Genomic DNA, 22,803 nt, shown 5'->3' with positions numbered 1-22,803 from the left:
AAAAAAGCGTGCTGACACACGCTCTTTATATAGACGTAGATAATCAATTTGTCAGATGAGATATATTTTACGCAATCCTAGTAACTGTAGTTACCTACATGCAGTTGCAAAGATAACTAAGTTTTAATGTAGGTTTAAATTTTAATGTTATGAAAAAATCAATGAAAAAAATTGATGATTTAGAGAAATCATCAAAATTAGACTTAAATGAAATAAAAGGAGGTTTAAGAGTGGGAGCACTTTTAGCAAATGCTGAAAGTTACGAAATTATTGGAAACTCACCATACAAAACCATTGTAGATGGATTAGAAATTTCTAGTAATGACCAACCTTAATGAAGCTTGAGTTAATAAAAGGCTAGATTAATCTAGCCTTTTTTAATCAAATAAACAACACTTCTTAATGATAGTAATTATCACAGATATTCATGATGGATTAATACATGAAGTAGTTTCTTCATTTGAAGCACATATTAAGCCTATAGTTTATATAAATGAAAAATCGAGATTAGATTTTATGTTCTCAATTAATGAGGAGAAAGATTCAATAACTGTTGATAAAAAGACTTTTAAAGTTAAAGATGTTGAAGTAATTTGGTTGCGAAACATTAACTTTCTTAGAGTTATGAGTGAAAATGAATTCCAAAGAAATGAATTGATGTATTTTTTTAAGTTACTAAATTTTAGATATAAAGAAAAGTTTATTTTTAATGGTTTCGATTCTATCGAATTTAATAAACTGGTTGCTTTGGAAAAGTTACAATCAAAGAATATTTTTATACCTGATTATTTTATTTGCAACACTAAAACTTCGATTCTTGAATATATGAAATGGGAAAGTTTTGTTGTTAAACCAATAAGTCAAGTGCCACGTAAAGATACTAATCAAAGCATGTTTGTTAAGAGATTTTTCCGTGAAGAAATATCTCTCTTTCCTGACATCTTCCTTCAGAGCTTAATACAGGAGTATATTTTACCACAAATTGAAATTAGAGTTGTATTTATAAAAAATGATTTTTTTGCTATTGCAAGTATCACGCGTGCAGATAACATTAGAAATGTTGATATAAGAAAAGATCAGGGAAAACATTCACATTATTTTAAATATCAATTAGAACCGACGATTAAAAAAAACATTATTTGGTTTTTAGAATCTTTAAGGCTTAATTACTGTACTTTAGATATTATCATTGACAAAAAAGATAAAGTATTTTTACTTGACATTAATCCATTTGGGAGCTTTGGTTCGGTTTATAATTATTACAAACAAGATATAAATAATTGTTTTTTTAATAATTTATATTATGAATAATACATCTTCTCTTGTGAGTTTATGCGAATTTTTTTCAGAAACATTTGAAACAATTGAGGAATTAGATCTATCAATTATACAAAACGTTTACAAAGAAAATACAAGCGGATACATTATAGTAATACAAAACATATATGCTTTTAGATTTAATTTACAATAAGATCTTCAGACTTCATCAAGAAATCGATATAATTGAAACATCCCAAGGGATGTATCTGTTTGATCGTGAGAAAACAATTATATATGATTTTCCTTTTAAATCAGTTCACTTAAAAACATATATCAATTCATCAAAGACTATTTCCAATCTTTATGACAAATGCACGATATTAGAGTTATATCAATTTCTATTTTATTTAGATGAATTAAAAATTGGAACATTTATATCGGAACGAGTTAATAAAAGATTATCTACCCAAAAGTTTGAAATAGACGACATCAATATTACTATAATAGAGATAGAGTTTACTGAGGAGATATTTAACAATCACAACCTAATTGATTATATTAATGCCAGCACAAATATTACCTTGCTTTTTATTATCAAATTAAAAGATATTGTCAGACTACTTGATTGTCAGATGAAAATCAATAAAAGATTTAATGTACTTATAATAGATAAAAATCTAAATTCTGGTAACGATTACTTTTTAAAGTTATTAGGTAGCTCCAAAGAAATAGCACTTGTGTTTTACGATAACCAAAGCAACTATCAATGTTTAAAAAAGCACATTAACCAGAAACGTCTTGTTAATATGAGTGATAATGAGTATCGTTTTTCCTTTTCAAAAAAAGAATATGAGAATTCAAAAAACATAAGTTTATATTATCATGGAAGAATTTTTATAAATAAACAGTTGTTAATTTCAAACAGTTTTAACAGCAATCTTTTTTTTAGTTCCCTTAAGGATCTCTTTCCAGTTAAAAAAGAGATTTTTCGTAAATCATTTTGGTGGATAACAAAAGATCAAATAATTGACTGCAAAAATTGTTTACTAAAAAATTATTGTATAATCAATAATATGCCAAAAAATAAAGGAGTAAATTCTTATATTTTATCAAAGCCTTGCAAGCACAAAATCACTTCTATCCAATAATTACAAAAAAACAATGTATAAATTTTATTTACTCTTATTTCTGTTTCTAATAATGGTAAATGTGAAGGCACAAGAGGTAGCTATACACATTTTTGACAAAGACTTTAATAAAAACATAAATCATGACATCTATATACTTAATTCTTCTAAAGGTGAGGTCGTATTTTTTTTATTAGAAAACGAAAAAATCAAATTTAAGGTTAACAAAAATGATAATTATATTTTTCTAGCTCCATTCTACAATAAACTTGACATTAAAGGTTATGATTTATTACAATTAGATACATTGGAATTAGTACCTAAAAATCAAAATTATGAGGAAATTAATATACAAAGGTATTCCAAAAAATCTTTGATTAAAGAGTGGAGAAAGTTTATCAAAAAGAACAGACATGAGATAGGTTTTTCAAAGCAAAGGTATTTAAACTTTTTACAGACTACAATTAAAGATACTATAGTTGAAAGCTATTATTCATTTGGGAATATTAATACGGAAAATAACGAATATAAAATTATTTCAGGCGACTTTCGATTTGGCAGAAAAATAAACTTTATCAGTCTCAATATCAACGAACTATTGCTTTTGTTTTCACCCTTTAATATGATTAAAGTGGAGCCTGTATTAACTAATTTCATTTTACCATCTAAAGGTTTGAATAAACGATTAAATGGCTTTAAAGTCTCATCAAATTCTAGTCCCAATGACTCTCTAATTCGCATTAAAATTGACAATGAGCACCTATCGGAAGAAACAATTTTTAATAAGGTAAACGGCAATCCTGTTCAAACATCGATTCAATTATATAGTGCTGAACTCTTCCAACAATTGAATGACTCAAATAGAACCCTAATTGCGGACTCAGTTTTTTTAAAATTTGAATATGACAACAAATTCATATCAAAATTTTATTACAAGATACTCTTTAAATCATCAAGGACTGAAATTCAAGGTTATTTCATTCAACAAAATGAATCGGTTAATCCTTACCTAAGTAACTATACTTTGGGTCAGTTCAAGCGTCAGAATACCTACTCTGAATTAATATTAAAAAGAAGTAATAATTTTCAACTAAATACCGAATTTTTCTCAGCTATTGATAGCTTAAGTTTACCTAGTTCTAAATTAGAACATTTTCTACTGTCGAAAGTAACAAGCACTTTATTATTGAATCAAAATGAAATGAACATTTTGGAAGATTTTATTGACTTTAATGAAACAGAATCTACACATATCCAAAGATTTAATTCCTTTGAAAAATATGATAATTATATACCTTTTATTTGGCACTACAGATTTGAAAAGAATATAAACCTAAACTTTTTCCCTACTTTTTTTGATAGAACTTTTTTATTGACAATAGAAAGAACAAAATTTCTTACATTAAAAATGTATATCATTTACAATTATATAGAGCATAGAAGAAAGAGCGTAGAACAAGAGTTTCATCAATCAATCGATATTCAAACGTACCGATCAAGAGTAAAAACGACATACCACGAAATAAAAAGAGATATTGCTGATTGGATTGAGTTCCCACTTGACGATCAAATGCTCTATATTCTGACAAAAAAAGAAGTTCTTAACAACCTTGAATCCATCGCTGATGCTTTTATTAAAAATAATCAAGTACAGAAAGACTCCATTTCTATTTTTAATAATCAACCAGATCTTGAGGATATTTTAAAGTTAAGTTTATCAAATAAGGATAAAAACAAAATAATTAATTTTTATCTTAAAATAAACATCTTCTACATTAATCAAATTAGACAGGAGAAAAATGAATATTCAGAATATGAATACAAATACCTTCTTTTAAATACTATCATTTTAAAAGAACACATTGGGAAAAAAGAAGATGCTTGTTATTATCTAACAATATTAAAAAATAAATATCACAATGTGTATTCATATTTGATAGATAGCCAAAAAAGCTTTAAGACAATTTGCCAGGATAATTAATGAAAAACTTCCCTTTCTACAAACAACCCGATGAAATGGATTGCGGTCCAACATGTTTACGCATGATAGCAAAGCATTACGGACGCACCATATCTCTACGAAAGCTAAGAGCCATTTCCGAAACAACCCGTGAAGGCTCTACCCTACAAAACATAGCAGAAGCTGCAGAAAGCATTGGCTTCAGATCCTTAGGTGTAAAAATAGATTTTGAAAAACTCAAAGATGATGCGCCACTGCCTTGTATTGTATTTTGGCAACAAAGACACTTCGTGGTGGTTTATAAAATCACCAAAAAAATTGTTTATGTTTCAGACCCAGCACATGGTATAGTAAAATACACACACGAAGAATTTATTGAAAACTGGATTGGTAAGAATGCAACAAAAACAACCGAGGAAGGAGTTGCTTTATTACTCGAACCCACACCTAAACTAAAGCAAAAAGAAGAAGACGACAACACAGAAAACAAACAAGGTTTTTCATTTCTTTTCAAATATCTTTTCCGCTACAAAAAATTCTTAGTCCAGTTAATTATTGGTTTGCTTGCTGGCTCTCTTTTACAACTAATTTTCCCCTTTTTAACCCAAAGCATTGTAGATATTGGAATTCAAAATCAAGACATCAATTTTGTTTATCTAATATTAATAGCACAACTTTTCTTATTTATTGGTCAGACTTCAATTGAGCTCATTAGAAGTTGGATTCTTCTGCATTTGAGTACACGGATCAATATTTCCTTAATTTCTGATTTTTTCATAAAATTAATGAATCTACCAATAGCATTTTTTGATGTAAAAATGACTGGAGATATTATGCAACGCATCAATGATCATCAACGTATTGAAAATTTACTCACCAGTACTTCTCTAAATACTTTGTTCTCACTGTTTAGTTTGGTCATTTTTGGGGGTGTCTTGGCCTATTATGACTTGCAAATATTCGCTATTTTCATTGTCGGTTCAATCCTTTATTTCGTGTGGGTTACTTTATTCCTTAAACGCAGGAGAGATTTAGACTATAAACAGTTTTCACAAATGAGCGATGAGCAGTCTAAGGTTATGGAACTGGTGAATGGAATGCAGGAAATAAAACTGCACAATGCTGAAAGACAGAAACGATGGAGTTGGGAATATGTGCAAGCGCGTTTGTTTAAAATTTCAATGAAGAGTTTGGCACTAGAGCAAACGCAAACCATTGGGTCAAGATTTATAAATGAGCTAAAAAACATTCTGATCAGTGCTTTTTCAGCTAAACTGGTTATTGATGGAGAAATAACTTTAGGAATGATGATGGCTATTTCTTATATCATAGGACAACTAAACAATCCTATTCAACAGTTAATAGGCTTGGTTTATTCTGTTCAAGATGCAAAAATTGCATTAGAACGTTTATCGGAAATTCACAACAGAGAAGATGAAGAAAAAGTAGGCGAAGAAAAAACGAATGATATCCCCGAAAACCCAACTTTTGAGATTAAAGATTTGCATTTCAGGTATACAGGAAGTAGTGAAGAGGTGCTGAAGGGAATCAACATGACTATTCCTGCAAATAATATAACGGCAATTGTGGGCTCAAGCGGAAGCGGGAAAACAACGCTGATGAAGATGCTTTTGAAGTTTTATGAACCAACAGCAGGTGAAATTAGGATTGGTGGACACAATTTGAGTAATATTTCTCAAAAAGTGTGGCGAGATAAGAGTGGTACGGTGATGCAAGAAGGTTATATTTTCAATGATACCATCGCCAATAACATTGCTATCGGTGAAGATATTATTGACAAAGAGAAATTAAGAAATGCTGTAAAAACAGCCAATATTAAAGAATATATTGAGCAACTTCCTTTGGGTTACAGCACAAAAATTGGTCAGGATGGGGTTGGAATGAGTACAGGGCAAAAACAACGTTTATTAATAGCCAGAGCGGTGTATAAAGATCCTGAGCTTATTTTCTTCGATGAGGCGACTAGTGCTTTGGATGCCAACAATGAAAAGATCATCATGGAAAATCTGGATACTTTCTTCAAAGACAGAACAGCTGTTGTTATTGCCCATCGTTTGAGCACGGTTAAAAATGCAGATCAAATTGTGGTGTTAGAATTTGGAGAAATTGTGGAGAGTGGAACGCATAAGGAGTTGGTGGAATTGAAGGGAAGGTATTATGAGTTGGTGAAGAATCAGCTGGAACTTAATTAATTATGAATGGGTTAATTAGGAATTATGAATGTAGAATTATGAATTTTTAGAGGGTGTTCGCTGCGCTCAAAGAGTTTTTTTACACAGAAGGTTTTCACAGAGATTCACGGAGTTTAGGTAAAAGTAGTGGAGATCTAATTATTTCAAATACGAATAAATGAGAAATCTACAACTATTCGTGAGTACTCTCTTTTTTTCTCCGTGGTACTCTGTGAAAATCCTCCTTTTACCTCTGTGAAATAAAACCATGAGCATAGCGAATAAAACAAAATAATGGAAGAAGAAAAAGAAATAAACATCCGCTCCGAGGAAGTACAAGAAGTACTCTCGCATGTACCAAATTGGATGATCAGGTGGGGAATAACCTTAATACTGGGACTAATAATCATGGTGTTGGTCTTGTCTTGGTTTATAAAATACCCTGAAGTGATTAATGGAAGTATAAATATTACAACGGAAACTGCTCCCATCAAATTGACAGCTCAGATCAACGGGCGTATTCAGAAATTACATGTTAAGAATGGAGATGTGGTCGCTAAAGGAGAACCGATCGCTGTACTTGAAAATCCATTGAATGAGAAGGCTGTTTTACACTTGGAACATCTGATGGACACCTTTCAATTGCATTTTAAAAATGATTCCTTGGGTGCTTTTAACTTTTCACTCCCCCTACCCAACTTCGGTGATTTACAAGAAACCGTTAATCGTTTTCGGAGCGTTGGGCAAGAATACTTCAGTCGAAAACACAATTCTTATGTAACCGATCGGATAGACAATGTTAACCAGCAAATTGTTCATCACAACAGTTTAAGACGCATTCTTACTTCACAAATGTCCAGGAGCGAAAAAGAGATGCGGAATGCAAATGAAAAGTTTGAAACAGACAAGAAGCTCTATGAAAAAGGTGTTATTGCAAAAATGGAGTTTTTTGAAGAACAAACGAAGTTCTCTCAAAAGCAAGAAGCGCTGGAACAATTAAAAACGGGAATTATTCAAAACAACATTACCATAACGAATTTAGAAAAGGAACGCATTGAATTAACTTTTGAAAATGAGGACAAAATAAGACAATTAAAAGTGGAGCTAAGCACGATCACTGATCAACTAGAAAATCAAATTATAGGTTGGCAACAGTCTTACGTTTTGACCTCACCTTATGATGGAATTGTCAATTATCTTGGAAACATCAATGAAAATCAATCCGTATCTGCTGGCGCTACCCTATTCGCTGTTTTACCACAAGACACTCGACTTATTGGCTACGTACAAATTCCATCACAAGGTATTGGCCGTGTCGAAAAAGGACAGCGTGTAAACATTCAATTGGCAAATTATCCGAAGCAAGAATTTGGACAACTCAAAGGAGAGATAATGTCTGTTTCAGAAATTCCAACCATAAATCAAGAATCAAAAGAGGGCTATTATTTTGCAAAAGTGAACTTACCCGAAGGACTCAAAACGACATACAATAAAGAATTAAAGCACACAGCGGAAATGATTGGAACTGCTTCAATTGTTACAGATGACCTTAGGGTTTTAGAACGTGTGTTTAATCAATTCCGAACTTTATTTGACGATTAAAATGAGAACAAATCGCATCATACCTATCATTTTAATTTGTTTTTCAAGCCTATGGAGTCTTGCACAAGAAACCTGGAGCTTAGAAAAATGTATTGCCTACGCCGATTCTGGAAACTTGAATCTTCAACACAAAAAGGCAGATCTTTTAATCGCAGAAATTCAATATAAACAATCAAAATTAAACGTACTCCCAACTTTAAATGCAGGAGGAACACATGGATATAACTGGGGGCAAAGTATAGATCCCTTTACCAACCAATTTGCTACTGAAAGGGTAAGAACGAACAACCTTTATGTTGGAAGTTCATGGAGTATTTTTTCAGGTTTACAGAATTACTATTTAATACAACAAAACAACATAAGCCATCAAGTAACAGAGCAAGAAATAGAAATTCAACGCCGAAATCTTAAAATTGACATTACGGCAGCATATATGCAGATTGTCTTAAATCATTACCTGATTGAAGCTGCAGAAAAACAATTGGCCTACGCTATAGAATCAGAAAACATTGCCAAAGATCGATTAAAAGGTGGTTACGCCACACATTATGAAGTTTTATCAATGACGAGCCAACTCATCAAGGACAGCACAACATTAATTCAAGCCCAAAACAATAAAGAATACAGTCTCCTCCTGTTGAAACAGCTGTTAAATTATCAAGAAGAAATACAAGTTGAAATAAGTGAAATCGAAAAACTAGAAACAATACCGGCTGAAATCAATAAAGAAAGTTTTTCTGAAAACCCAGAATATAAACTGGCTTTATCAAGAATAGATTTACAAGATTTTCAATTAAAAACAGCAAAAGCCCGCCTCTTGCCCAACCTTTCCATAAACAGTTCTATCGGAAGTGGCTACTCCGGGAACAGTAAAACACTTGTGGGAAGCGAATTTCTTCCAAAACCTTTTGAAGTGCAAATGCGAGAAAATTTTTATCAATCCGCTGTGCTCACATTAAATATTCCCATATTTAATAATGGGCGTGTACATTCTGAGATCAAAATCGCGGAAGCAGAACTGACCAAAACAATGTTAGAACAAGAAATAATGGTTCAAGATTTACGGAATCAGTTAGAAAAATTAGAGAATGAAATCACGAATGAGCAACTGAATTCAAAAGCCCTACAACGTGCACTACAAGCTTCTGAAGAGCAATTCAAAGCAGCCACAGAACAATACAATTCAGGAACAATCAACGTACAGAATTACCTCGAATTAAGGAGTGATTTGTTTAAAACTCAAGCAGATTATTACACTTCTTTGATAACGCTAAGGTTTAAGGAAAAAATGCTCAAAACACTTTATGAAAAGTGAGTTTAAATCAATATATTTAACTTGAATCCCTTAATTTTTCCGTTCATCAGTAATAAATCATAAAGAAAATACACCTGTAAAGAATAAATTAGTATATATTAGCGTTAGCTATTTCGATAGTACACTAATTTATTACAACATACCTGCACGGTGGATAAACATAACTACACTACAATCCATTGCAGAACATTTTTGGCTTGACCTAATGTGAAATTAGGTTCGAACTTGATATTTATTAAATGTATCATAAAGAATGAAACATAGATTAAACATCAGTTACAAAATTTGTATATGAATTTTTGTGAAGAAGTTATTATTAACACACTTTAATTAGGTGTATAATAAGTACAAAGGCGATGTAATGACTTACAATTAAAATGGAGTTAATTCATCGTCCGGAATGCTGAGGAGGTTTAAATAAATAAAATGTTTGGGACTAATTTACATCTGATCACACTGCTCTACTTGACCTTAGAAATAATTATTCTATTTGTTCAGGTGGCCGTATGCTTGTCACGTCCTAAAGACATTAGAAGGTTCAGATTTTTTATTTTAATTTCACTTTTTATCCTTTTCAATGTTTTTAATGGTTTCTTCCCGAATCCAAGTTATGTTATACCCATTTTAATTCAAGATATCATTGCTTACTCAAGTGGAATTGCACTAGCAACTTATTACTTCTACTTTTTGGTTAATGAATTAAAAATAAAAAGTGGCAAATATTACAATACAAAGTTTCTGTTTTCAAGTTTAGTCGTTTCCTTTATCATTGGGCTTGTTTTTACCTATCTCATTACTGGAGAAGTGAATTTTTCTGAAGAAATATTTATTGTTCCCCCTATTTTTATTGCCGTGTACTTTTGCATTCGAACCTTAATCTTTATTTTCAAGAGTCAGGAAGATGTTTCATCCCATTACAAGTCACTGACTATTTCAGGTTATATTGGAGTTGTTTTTATGTCTTCTATGCCTATAGTTGTTTATTTTGGAGACATTCAGCCCGTCAAAATTAGTCTCATCAATATTAGTTTCTTATTAACCGCTTTTTCATTTTACAAAAATCAGTTATATCTCAGTAGAAAGGAATACAATGCCTTAAATAACATCGGATTTTATGCTGAAGAAGCAATAACGATAGAAGCGCCAATCATAAAGGATACACATAATGAAGTTCAACTTACAGCTAAAGAAACTGAGGTTTGCAAACTTATTTTAGAAGAGCTTACTTACCAAGAAATTGGAGAAATACTATATATTACAAAAAACACGGTTTCAAAACATGCTTCTAATATTTTTAAAAAGACAAACTGTAGAAGTAAACAAGAATTTATTGATCGATATGCAAAAGAAAATGGTTTAAACCTAATCGAAATCAGTTAACCCGAACTATTAACTCCTATGATCGTTGAGCTCGTAAACTCGGTTCACCAATCTTAAAATATAACATTAGAAATACTTAATAATCAATCATTTAAATGTGCTTCAAGCAGTTTATAAGAACCCCAAATTTGGGTATTGATAATTTGGCAAGATTTTGATTTATTCGTCGTTACAAGCCTCGCAAAATATGCATTTATTACTTTAAGCCTTGTGTCTAAAATAGATTCAAAATTAAATGCATGAACCAAGCCTGCGAGCTCAACGATCATAGGAGTTAATAATACGGGTTAAGTACTCATTCTTGTGTAAAGTTTTCTTGACGACTTCTTTTTAATAAACCAGGAAACTCCTGAATACTTTGCATAAACAAGAACTTTCAATAACCTTAACAACAAGAATATTCCTGTCAGGATATTCAGGTAAATTTTAACCGAACGCACACCTGTCTCTTTTCCTAAAAAAATATAAAAATCTTTTTTTAATTGAATAAAACCATAAGTTTGGCATTGGGTTCATTTCTACATGAAGAAAGAATCCATAAAAATCATTCACACTAATAACGAATACCAATTAAATCATTGGTTTATTTCTAAAAAAATGAGAATAACTTACAACAAATGATGTATAAAATAATTTCTTGTCTGCTTGCCGTTGCATTTTTATTGAGCTGTAAATCAAAGACAGATGAAACCAAACAGTATCTTAAGCTCCCTGTGCTGACCGTTGATACCTGCACAGCAATCACCGTAAAAGATTATATTGGAACAATTGAAGGTAAGGTAAACGTGGAGATTCGTTCACAAGTGGAAGGAACACTCCAAGAAATCTATGTTGATGAGGGACAATACGTAGAAGAAGGACAGAAGCTATTTAAAATAGACCCTTCCCCCTACACAGAAGAATTGAATAACCAAATTGCTAACGAAAACATTGAAAAAGCAAAATTAAAAAATGCAAAGCTAGAAGTTGATCGGCTGCGACCACTCATCGAAAACGAGGTAATTGCAGAAGTTCAACTAGAGGCAGAAATGGCCAATTATGAAGTTGCTCAAGCCTCATTAGCAAGAGCCTCTGCCGCTGTTGCTAGTGCACAAATTAATCTCGACAGAACAGTTATTGAAGCACCTGTTCAGGGATATATTGGTATGATTCCAAAAAGAATTGGGAACTTAGTAACCCGAGATGAAAAAACACCACTTACTGTGCTCTCCGATGTGAGTGATGTTTACGTTTATTTCAGTATGTCGGAATCTGACTATCTTTATTTTACCCGAAATAAAACCATAAAAAATGACTCAACACGAAATTCATTAGGAAACATTTTACCAGAAGCCACTTTATATTTAGCTGATGGGGTTGAATATCAAGAAAAAGGAATAGTAGATGCTGTTTCTGGTCAAGTAAACAGAAGCACAGGTTCTATTTCCCTACGGGCATCATTCCCCAACTCATCTGAAGTGATGCGTTCAGGAAACACAGGAACTATTCAATTAAAAGAATCTAAAAGGGGGGTGATTTTAGTTCCTCAAGAATCCATAATTACCATTCAAGACAGGAAGTTTGTTTATACTATTGATGAAAACGACCGCGCTCGAATGGAACCCATAGAAATTAATGGTGTTTCAGAAGAAAACTACATCATTTCCAAAGGTTTGAAACCTGGAGACAAGATTATTCTTACTGGATTTCATAAAGTGGAAGAAGGGATATTAATCAGTCCAAAAGAAGAGCGATAAATATGTTAAAAAACATCATTACTAAGCCTATTCAAGCGGTTGTACTAGCGTTAATTCTCATATTTTTGGGACTATTGGGAATGGAAAAACTATCGGTAACTCGTTTTCCTGAGATTGCTCCTCCTAGTGTTCGGGTACGTATTAATTATCCCGGAGCAAGTTCTGAAACCGTTGCAAAAGCTGCTTTAATTCCGATTGAAGAAGCAATTAATGGAGTTGATGGAATGACCTTTATTGAATCACGCGCCTCTAATAGTGGGAAAGGGGTTATTAATGTTTACTTCAAAATCGGGACAGATCCAGATCAAGCAGCTGTTCGCGTGCAAACACGGGTTTCCGAAGTAAGCAGTGAGGTTCCTATTGAGGTCGTCGAATCAGGAATTTCTGTTACTCCAAGACAAAGGGGAAATATCATGACCATCAATTTGTACAGTGAACGTGATGATGAAGCCTACGATGAAACTTTTCTTCAGGCCTATGCTCTATTGAATGTGAATCGAGAAATTCTCAGGGTTCCTGGCGTTGCAAAAGTTTCTCGAGTAGGACAAAGAAACTACTCCATGCGTATTTGGTTAAATCCTGAAAAAATTGCTGCCTATGGGCTAACACCTCAGGAAGTCATGCAAGCGGTGGAAGAACAAAACTTTGAAATTGCACCTGGAAAGTTTGGTGAAGGTTCTGATAAGGTCTTTGAAATTCCACTTCGACATAAAGGACGTTTTTCTTTGCCTGAAGAATATGAAAACATTCCAATTAGAACAAACCCCGACCGATCTTTACTCTTTTTAAAAGATATTGCACGCGTTGAATTTGGAGCTTCAAACGTGGGATCTGACAACTCTGTAAACGGTAATCCCGGATTAACTTTAAACCTCACACAAACCGCAGGATCTAACGCTAATGAGATTGATGAAAAAGTTAGAGCGGTGCTTACACGAATTTCTAAATCCTTTCCACCTGGAGTAAAATATGACATCTCCTATTCGGTTAAAGAACAAATCGATGAATCGATTTCGCAGGTAATCACCACGATGATTGAAGCTTTTATTTTGGTTTTTATCATTGTTTACATTTTTCTTCAAAACATGCGCTCTACAATCATCCCGATTATAGCGGTTCCTATTTCTTTACTCGGTTCTTTTTTCTTTATTTATCTTTTAGGATTCTCCATAAATATCCTTACCATGTTCTCCTTGGTTTTGGCCATCGGAATTGTAGTTGATGATGCCATAATTGTTGTGGAAGCCATATTCCATCGCATGAAGCAGAAAGGCATGAAAGCAAAACAAGCTACGCTAGAAACAATGGATGAAATCAGAAAAGTAATTCTCTCCATTGGAATGGTCATGCTTGCCGTTTTAATTCCCGTTGGATTTATGGAAGGTCCGGCTGGGATTTTCAATATGCAATTTGCTTACACTTTGGCCATTGCTGTTGTAATTTCTGCTTTAATCTCTCTTACATTAGTCCCTGCTTTGAGTGCAACTTTTTTAAAGTTTGGTAGTTCAAAAAAATCTAGAAGAAAAAAGTCTTCGAGAATTGTCGTTCAGATAAAACTCGTTTTTCGAAAGTTCTTCCATAAATTCAATGCCTTATTCGATAGGTTCATGCGTTGGTATGAGCAAAGCGTGAAGTTTTTAATTCGCAATGGACGGATAACAGTTGCCATTATTTTCGTTAGTGTTGGCCTTGGTGTCTTATTTATGCAAAATACGCCTAGTGGATTCATTCCAACAGAAGACGATAATTTTTTAACGATTTCGATGGCTTTACAACCGGGTGCATCTCTTAACAGAACCCAAAAAACACTCATTCTTGCCGATTCTATTTTGGCGGATAGAGAAGAAATTGAAGGCATTACAACAATCACAGGTTTTAACTCGGTGGATAATACGAAAAGCTCATCCTTTGCTGTGATGTATCTAAACCTAAAACCCATTAAAGAAAGAGGTAAAATTCAAAAAATAGACCAAGTTATCGCCAGTTTACAAAAAGACCTCAATGTAATTGACGAGGCTACCTTTCAAATCTTTCCACGTCCAACTGTTCAAGGGTTTGGTAAGTTTAGTGGGGTTGAAATCATGTTGCAAGATAAATTGGGAGGCAGCTACAAAGACTTTGAAAAAGTAGCCCAAGGATTTATAACCAAATTGAATGAAAGTTCAGCTGTTTCTAGTGCTTTCACCTCTTTTAACGCTAATTTCCCACAATATATTTTAGAAATTAATTATAAAAAAGCACGAACACTTGGCGTTAATGCCAAAGATTTAATGCGTACCATTCAGGCATATTATGGCCGAGTACAAAGCGGTGATTTTAGTCGTTTCGGAAGACAATACCGTGTATATTTCCAAGCAGATGAAGAGTTTCGCTCTGATCCGTTTACTTTTGCTAATATCTATGTTAAAAACCAAGACGGCGAAATGCTACCCGCAAATACTTTGGTTAAACTGACCCCAGTTCAAGGACCAGAAACAGTAAATCGATACAATTTATTTAATGCAATTCCAATAAAAATCACACCAGCTGAAGGGCGAAGTTCTGGAGATGTTTTAGCTGCAGCAGAAAAAATCTCTAAAGATTTACCCTCCAATTATCGTTATGAACTTACAGGAATGGCCTTGGAAGAAAAGAAATCAGCTGGTCAAACTGGATTCATTTTTGGAATTTCCATATTATTTGTCTACTTATTACTTGTTGCACAATACGATAGCTTTATTCTACCGCTATCCATTTTGATTATTGTTCCCTCTGGTTTGTTCGGTATTTATAGCGCAATTAATATAGCGGGAGTAACCAATAATATTTATGTTCAAGTGGGTATGCTTATGCTCATAGGCCTACTCTCTAAAAATGCAATTTTAATTGTAGAATATGCATTACAACAACGCAGAAAAGGATTCAGCATATTCGATGCTGCGATTTTGGGAGCTGTTTTAAGGGTACGCCCCATTTTAATGACCACTTTTGCATTTGTCGCCGGATTAACCCCTTTAATGTTTGCTGTAGGTCCATCGGCTAAAGGAAACCATTCTATTTCTATTGGAACTGCTGGCGGATTAATAGCAGGTGTAATCATATGTATTATGGTGGTACCTGCATTATTTGTGTTTTTCCAAAATCTTGATGAAAAAGTTAAATCAAAGCTTAAAAATGAAAACTAAAACAATATTTATTTTACTAGCTGTTGTATTGGTGGGATGTATGCCACAGGCTAAATATTCGCCTGAATCATTTAAAGAACCGGATAAGTTTAGAATTGCCGAAACCAATTTAGCTGAAGAAGAACGTATTTTTGAGGGTGATTCACTGGTACACACAATCGATTCAACACAATTAGCTTGGAGAAACTTCTTTAAGGACGAACAGCTCATCTCACTCATCAATGAAGGATTAAAACACAACTTCGACATACGAATGGCTATGAAAAGAATGGAGATGTATCAACTTCAATTTAAACAGTCGAAGCTCGAATTACTTCCGAGTGTTAATGCAGTAATTGCAAATCCAAATTATCAATTTCGTTCACAAGATTTTCATTCTTCTGCAAATGATAAATGGTATGGTGATGAAACTCCACCAGAAGATATGTTTTTATATCGCGCTCAACATCTCTCCGGACTAGTCTTTAATTGGGAAATCGATATTTGGGGAAAAATCAGAAGTCAAAAAGAGGAAAGTTTGTTTGAGTATTTGGCTACTGTAGAAGCAAAAAATGCCATACAAACGCAGTTGGTAGCCGATATAGCGTCTGGTTATTATAACTTGTTGTCTTTATATGCTCAATTGGATGTTGCCCAATCGAATTACGAACTTTCTCAACGTACATTAAGAATGGTTAAACTTCAATTTGAATCTGGAAATACAACTGCATTAGCAAAACAACAAACAAAATCTTTGATGCTCGCTACAAAATCACTGATACCTAGATTAAAACAAAAGATAAGCCGACAAGAGAATTTATTACAATTACTAACCGGAAAAACAGTTGGTGAAATTGTACTTTCCTCTAGTAATTTTGAAGACAACTATAAAGACATCGCCACCAATTACACCATTCCTTTGGAAATGGTGAGTTATAGACCTGATGTACGCAGAGCAGAACATAACTTATGGGCGGCCAATGCTAATGTTGGTGTGACACAAACAATGCAATATCCTCGACTTGCAATTGATTTAGGAATTGGTGTGAATGCGGTGCTACCGACGAATTGGTTTAACATCCCTGGTGCTTTGTTTGGTTCAATCATAGGTAATTTAACACAACCCATATTTAATAAAAAACGTTTAAAAACGAAGTTTGAAACCGCTAAACTAAATCGAGAGATTAAGGAGATTGAATTTCAAAAAACAGTATATCAATCCATTAATGAAATTTCTAACCTATTGACTTTAATGAATGCTTTAGATGAGCAAATCGCTATAGCAGAAGAACAAGTTGAAAACTCTGAATTAACAATTTCTCAATCGAATTTATTATTCAACAGTGGGTATGCAACATATCTAGAAGTTATTAATGCACAGAAAGTTGCTTTGGATAGTGAAATTCAATTATCTGAATTAAAAGAAGAACGCTTACAACTGCGCGTGATGTTGTATAAAGCGCTTGGTGGAGGTTGGTAGAGAGGGTTGAATGTAACGAATCCAGAAACTAATATTTTGTTTCCGATACTTTTTTATGTACTTTGGTGTAAACTTTAAGGTGTAGCTATCCAATTAATGCAAGTCGATAAGCATCCTTTCAAAGTAAGAATAACAATTAGAACACTACTTTTTATAAGTAATTAAACCCACTTTTTATGCGTTTAATATATTTTGCGTTTTTAACTTTTACTTTTATTATCTCCAGTTGTTTTTTCACCACATTATATGCGCAAAACATTTCTCAGCTTGAATCACAATTACAACAAGCATCAGAAATAGAGAAAGCAAACATACAATTACAGTTAGGTCATTTACACCTTAATAGGGATCCAGAAAGATCTATATCTCTTGCTAATAAAGTGTTGAAATTTGGAGTTACCACTAATAACTATGAGTTACAAGCCAATGCAAGACTTATTATAGCACATGCTAGTTTTAAGAAAAAAGAATATGAAAAAGCGTATATAAATACAGAAAAGGCTGACAACTATCTTAAAAATCAAAAATCAGAGAACTATTATATTAATAAAGAATTACAGGGTAACATTTCATTTGAGTTAGGAAAATTCAAAACATCCATTAAGCAGTTAAAAGAAACATATTCTTTTTATAATAAAAAGAATGATTCCAAGAATAGTGGGTTTGTTGCTTCAAAAATTGGAAGTGCATATGAAGAATTAACTAATTATAATTCAGCAATAATATGGCATAAGAAAGCACTTAGTCACTTTAAGAAAAGCAAAAACATCCGAGAAATAATACTTACAAAATCCATTCTTGGTGGAGTTTATGGGAACTATGGCAATTATTCAATCGCAAAAAAAACACTAATAGAAGCGCTTAACTTAGCTAAAAAAAACAACTACGATAAAGAAGTTATTAAATTAAATGAACGGATAAGAATAATTTCAAAGAACATTGATGAAGATAAATTAAGTACGACAGAATTTGAAAAAAAACAGGTAAAGGAACAAAAGGAATTACTCTCTAAATTCTCAAATCAAAGAACAAAATCTTTAGAAGAGATAGAGAAGTTAAACAAAAAAAATCAGCTCATTGAGTTAAAAATAAGAGTCCAACAAGATGAATATGAGAAAAAGCTTTTATCAGAACAAATGTCAAAGCTTATGATAGAAGAAGCTTTGAAACAAGAGCAATTAGAAAAACAAAACCTTAAATTAGCGCTTGAGAACGAAAGGTTATTGTCAGAAAAGAAGTCCGTTGAAAACCAACGCTTATTTATATCTTTAACTTCATTAATTCTTGTAGTCATATTAATACTTTTAGCGCTTATTATTAAGAGTCGAAGTAATCGAAAACTCGCTCAGAAGAATCGTGAAATCAAACTTCAAAAAGCGGAAATCGAAAAAAAGCAAGAGCACATTAATCAAAGTATTATGTATGCTACTAAAATTCAAGAAGCTATTTTACCTTCATCCTACAAATTATTGAATAATTTTAATGGTGCATTTATTTATTTAAACCCAAAAGATCAAGTGAGTGGAGACTTTGTTTGGGTACATCAAGGTAAAAACAAGGTTTTTTTATGTGTAGCTGATTGCACTGGCCACGGTGTTCCAGGAGCATTTATGTCGATTATATTTAATAACATCCTAGACGAAATCATTAAGAAAGAAAAAATTGAGGATCCGCATAAAATATTGGAACGTTCTGCCTCGTTGCTTTCAGAAAAGGTAAAAGAACAGGGACAAAATTTATCTAAATTTAAAGACGGAATGGACGCTGCTTTTATCACAATTGACCTAGAAAATTCTAAGGCTTACTTTTCTGGAGCCAAGAATTCGCTATATTTAATTAGGAATCAAGAACTCAATGAATTTAAGGGTTCTAAATACTCAATCGATACAACTTTGAAGCAAATAAGTGATTCAACTAAATTTAGTGATACAGAAATTGAGTTAATAAAAAGTGATCAACTCTATCTTTTTACTGATGGTTTTATGGATCAAAAAGGTGGGGATAAGAATACTAAATTTTATCGAAAAAACTTTAAAGAATTTATTTTATCAAATTCAAAGTTCTCAATGAAAGAGCAAAAAAAACAAATTGAAACTAAATTTGAAGAATGGAAAGGAGCAAACGAACAAATTGATGACTGTTTAATTGTTGGTATTAAGATTTAAACATCAATGGATATTTATAACCATAATTTTCTTTAATTAATGACCTAATGACCTAAAAAGGATAATTCAATTCTTATAAAGAAGTAACAAACAAGACACAAACTTATTTTGAGGTACAAACACCTCAAAATAAGTTTGTATTCAAATATATATTTGTAAAAAATTATTTACTGCTACATTATGAAAAATATTATTCTTCTTGTATTAATATCTTCGTTTATTTCTGCATCAAACTCTGTATTCTCACAATTTGTTGAGAACAAAGGACAGGTTGTTGATCACAATCAAAATTTTCATCCAGAAGTAAAATACTACCACTCAAACAATAGTGCGGGAGTATATTTCCAAAATGATAGAGTTGTCTACAACTTCATAAAAGTGGATAAGGTGGATAAAAATCTATATTCATCCAACCAAAAAGAATATAAAGAAGCCTTAAAAAAGCGTGAGGCTACTTATTATAGGATGGATTTAGTCTTTCAAAATGCTAATCCGAATATCGATATAACAACTGGTGAACAATCACAAGGAGTTACTCATTTTTATTTGAATAAAAGAAATGGAATTAGAGATGTTAAAACTTTCAAATCTATCCAGTATAATAATGTATATCCAAACATAGACATCATTTTCCACACCAATGAAAGAGGAATGAAATATGATATTGTTCTTAAAGAAGGTGCTAACATTAAAGATATTCAATTAAAGTTTGAAGGTTTTGATGTAAGAATTGAAGATAAAAAATTAATCATTCCCTCACAATTTGGAGATATCACTGAAGAAATTCCACTATCATTTATTAATGATGATCACGAAGACAAAGTAGATGTAGAATACATTATTAATAAAGACGGTTCTGTTGGATTTGAATTAAAAAGCGATGTAGCTTATTCGAAACTAACGATTGACCCTGTTTTAGAATGGGCAACATACTTCAATCAGGTTGTAGATCCAACAAGTTATGGTAGTTTAGATTACATCTCCAACCACATGGATGCCGATGGTAATTATTATTCGTATGGACAGGGTTATAGTTCTGCTGGCAACTACCCCGTTGTCGATCCTGGTGGAGCTTATACTGCTAATTACAACGCATCTTCTGACCTTTACATTGTAAAGTTTAATGCCAATAGACAATTAGTATGGGGGACCTATCTTGGTGGAAGCGGCAGTGATTATTCTAGTTGGGGAAGACCTATTGCTACCAATGGAAATACCTTGCACATCGTAGGTGAAGGCATTTCAACAGGAGCTCCTTTTACAAATGGAGGTGGTTTTTATCAAAATAACAATAATCAAAGTTTTTGGGCGAGATTTAATCGGTCAACTGGTGCTTTAGAACACCTTACATCCTATGGGAAAATGTATAACCCAAGTATTTCTATTAGCAATACTGGCAAAGTCGCAATTATTGGAGACACTTATGATTGGGGAGGAATACCAATAACAAATAGAGCTGGAGCTTATAATCAACCCGTGAATGGTGGCTATAAAGACATGGCTTTATTAATGTTCAATGCTTCATATAACATAACATGGGGAACATATTTAGGAGGACCTAGTTCACAAGAAGGTTTTACATGTGCTTTTGACAGCAATGAAAACCTTTATTTTGCCGGTGTAACAGGCTGGTTTGGAGGAACAACTAATCCTTCAACTCCTGCGAATGAAAAATTAGTAACTTTGTCTGGAGCATATAATCAAAATGTATATGGTGGTGGATCAGACGCAACTTTTGGGAAATTTAGTTCTAGTGGTCAATTGGTTTGGCATTCATTATATGGTGGAAATGGTGGAGATGCAAGAATAGGTGCAATGGGTTCTCCAGCCATCGTAACTATTAGCCCAACCACAGATGAGTTAATACTGGCATTTAATACAACAAGCACAAATCTACCTGTTCAAAATTTATCAGGAGCATACAACAAAGGACTTCCATCAGATCCAGACTTTGGTGATGGTGGGTCATTTTGGAATTATGCTGGGTATATTGCTAAATTTTCAACCGCAGGTGTTCGTAACTGGGCAACATATTTTTATGGAGACACAAACGAAAGTGGTACAATAATTCAAAATATTATTTTCGGAGGTTGTAATAAATTTTATGTAGGAGCAGCTGGTTCAGCAAACACTTTGACAGGTGCAAGTAGTGGATATAATTTGCTCAACTCAACGACAGGTTCAAGAAATGGGTATATAACAATGCTTGACGCCAGTAACTTTTCTTTTGAGTGGGATAGTTATCTTAATTCAGACCATGCAATAGATTGTTATGTTGCAGCAAATATTAATCAGCCTCGGTTTTTTGCAACTTCTCCAATTTATTATGAAAACATCCCTGTTGTCGATCCTGGTGGTGGTGCTTTTTTTGACGGAAATAGTTGGGACCCTACAAAAGGGACGTTGGGTATTTTTCAGTTCCACCCTTCCTTACCTCCAGATCTAACAGACCAGTCAATTTGTGCGGGTGAAAGCGTAACACTTACTGCTAGTGCAGGAATGGGGGCACCATATAATTGGTACAGTTCTCCAACAGGAGGTTCATCAATTAACACTGGTGCAACTTATACTGTATCACCTACATCGACCACAACCTATTATGTATCATCCGGAACAGGAATGTGTGCAAGCCCTAGAAGTCCAATAACGGTGAACGTTACTCCTGCCCCAACAGCACCAGTCATTTCTTCTAACTCGCCAATTTGTGTAGGTGGTACACTTAACTTAACATCAAACACAATAAGTGGAGCAACATACAATTGGACAGGTCCAAATTCATACAGCTCATCGGCTGAAGACCCAACAAGGTCACCTGTAACGGCGGCAATGGCTGGAACATATAATTCTTATGTAGTTGTAGCAGGTTGTACATCGGCTGTTGCTAGTACTAATGTATCCATAAATATCCCTAGTGTAGCTCCAACAAGCATCACAGGAGCCTCAACAATTTGTTCGGGTGCGTCAACAACATTAACCTTGTCTGGAGGAACTGCAGGAACAGGAGCGAATGCGCAATGGTTTTCGGGATCGTGTGGAGGAACTTCTGTAGGAACCGGCAGCTCAATCACTGTTTCGCCGACTTCAACTACAACATATTACGTAAGATATTCAGGAACATGTAATACAACTTCTTGTGCATCACAAACAGTAACCGTAACAGCACCGCCTAATGCAGGAACATTAAGTGGAAACCAAAACGTTTGTGAAGGATCTACTACAACCTTCTCGTCATCTGTTTCAGGTGGAACTTGGTCAAGCTCAAATACAGCAACAGCTACTGTGAATAGCTCAGGAGTTGTAACCGGACAAGCAGCAGGAACAACGACGATTACGTATACAGTTGCCGGAACAGGTGGATGTGCAGACGCCACAGCAACAAGAACGGTAACCGTAACAGCACCGCCAAATGCAGGAACATTAAGTGGAAACCAAAACGTTTGTGA

General features: G+C 33.4%; 13 protein-coding genes. All 13 read left to right on the top strand.

The window, feature by feature from the left end:
* The first annotated feature begins 149 nt into the window (after positions 1-149).
* Positions 150-335, top strand: coding sequence for a hypothetical protein (locus CW751_RS14745; RefSeq protein ID WP_101335793.1), 186 nt, complete (start codon positions 150-152; stop codon positions 333-335).
* Positions 336-402: 67 nt separating this feature from the next.
* On the top strand, positions 403-1,311 hold the full coding sequence (locus CW751_RS14740; protein WP_101335792.1) for an ATP-grasp domain-containing protein: 909 nt from the start codon (positions 403-405) through the stop codon (positions 1,309-1,311).
* A 134-nt stretch (positions 1,312-1,445) separates the two neighbouring features.
* Entirely contained in the window at positions 1,446-2,408 is a 963-nt protein-coding gene (locus CW751_RS14735; RefSeq protein ID WP_101335791.1) for a hypothetical protein, read from the top strand.
* Between the two features lie 61 nt (positions 2,409-2,469).
* On the top strand, positions 2,470-4,368 hold the full coding sequence (locus tag CW751_RS14730) for a hypothetical protein (RefSeq protein WP_133122244.1): 1,899 nt from the start codon (positions 2,470-2,472) through the stop codon (positions 4,366-4,368).
* Entirely contained in the window at positions 4,368-6,560 is a 2,193-nt protein-coding gene (locus CW751_RS14725; protein WP_101335789.1) for a peptidase domain-containing ABC transporter, read from the top strand. Before CW751_RS14730 ends, CW751_RS14725 begins: the two co-directional genes overlap by 1 nt.
* A gap of 273 nt (positions 6,561-6,833) precedes the next feature.
* Positions 6,834-8,141, top strand: a complete 1,308-nt coding sequence (locus tag CW751_RS14720; protein ID WP_101335788.1) for an HlyD family secretion protein — start codon at positions 6,834-6,836, stop codon at positions 8,139-8,141.
* Between the two features lies 1 nt (position 8,142).
* Entirely contained in the window at positions 8,143-9,456 is a 1,314-nt protein-coding gene (locus CW751_RS14715; RefSeq protein ID WP_101335787.1) for a TolC family protein, read from the top strand.
* A 426-nt stretch (positions 9,457-9,882) separates the two neighbouring features.
* Positions 9,883-10,836 (top strand): helix-turn-helix transcriptional regulator, encoded by a 954-nt coding sequence (locus tag CW751_RS14710; protein ID WP_101335786.1) that lies wholly within the window; start codon positions 9,883-9,885, stop codon positions 10,834-10,836.
* Positions 10,837-11,453: 617 nt separating this feature from the next.
* Positions 11,454-12,572: an efflux RND transporter periplasmic adaptor subunit gene (locus CW751_RS14705; protein WP_101335785.1), complete on the top strand. Its 1,119-nt coding sequence runs from the start codon at positions 11,454-11,456 to the stop codon at positions 12,570-12,572.
* Positions 12,573-12,574: 2 nt separating this feature from the next.
* Positions 12,575-15,736, top strand: coding sequence for an efflux RND transporter permease subunit (locus tag CW751_RS14700; protein ID WP_101335784.1), 3,162 nt, complete (start codon positions 12,575-12,577; stop codon positions 15,734-15,736).
* The gene (locus CW751_RS14695; protein WP_165779328.1) at positions 15,726-17,195 is read left to right on the top strand and encodes an efflux transporter outer membrane subunit; all 1,470 of its coding nucleotides are present in this window, start codon (positions 15,726-15,728) and stop codon (positions 17,193-17,195) included. Before CW751_RS14700 ends, CW751_RS14695 begins: the two co-directional genes overlap by 11 nt.
* Positions 17,196-17,371: 176 nt before the next feature.
* Positions 17,372-19,360 carry a SpoIIE family protein phosphatase gene (locus CW751_RS14690; RefSeq protein WP_101335782.1) on the top strand — a complete coding sequence of 663 codons (1,989 nt, stop codon included), beginning with the start codon at positions 17,372-17,374 and terminating at the stop codon, positions 19,358-19,360.
* Between the two features lie 180 nt (positions 19,361-19,540).
* Positions 19,541-22,803: DUF7948 domain-containing protein (locus tag CW751_RS14685; RefSeq protein WP_133122243.1), on the top strand; the 3,263-nt coding region annotated here is incomplete at its 3' end.

Origin of the sequence: Brumimicrobium salinarum (assembly GCF_002844555.1) — a bacterium.
In the GTDB taxonomy this organism is placed as follows: Bacteria; Bacteroidota; Bacteroidia; order Flavobacteriales_D; family Crocinitomicaceae; genus Brumimicrobium; species Brumimicrobium salinarum.
The sequence above is the reverse complement of the archived record's forward strand: the minus strand, read 5'-3'. Positions and strand labels throughout refer to the sequence as shown.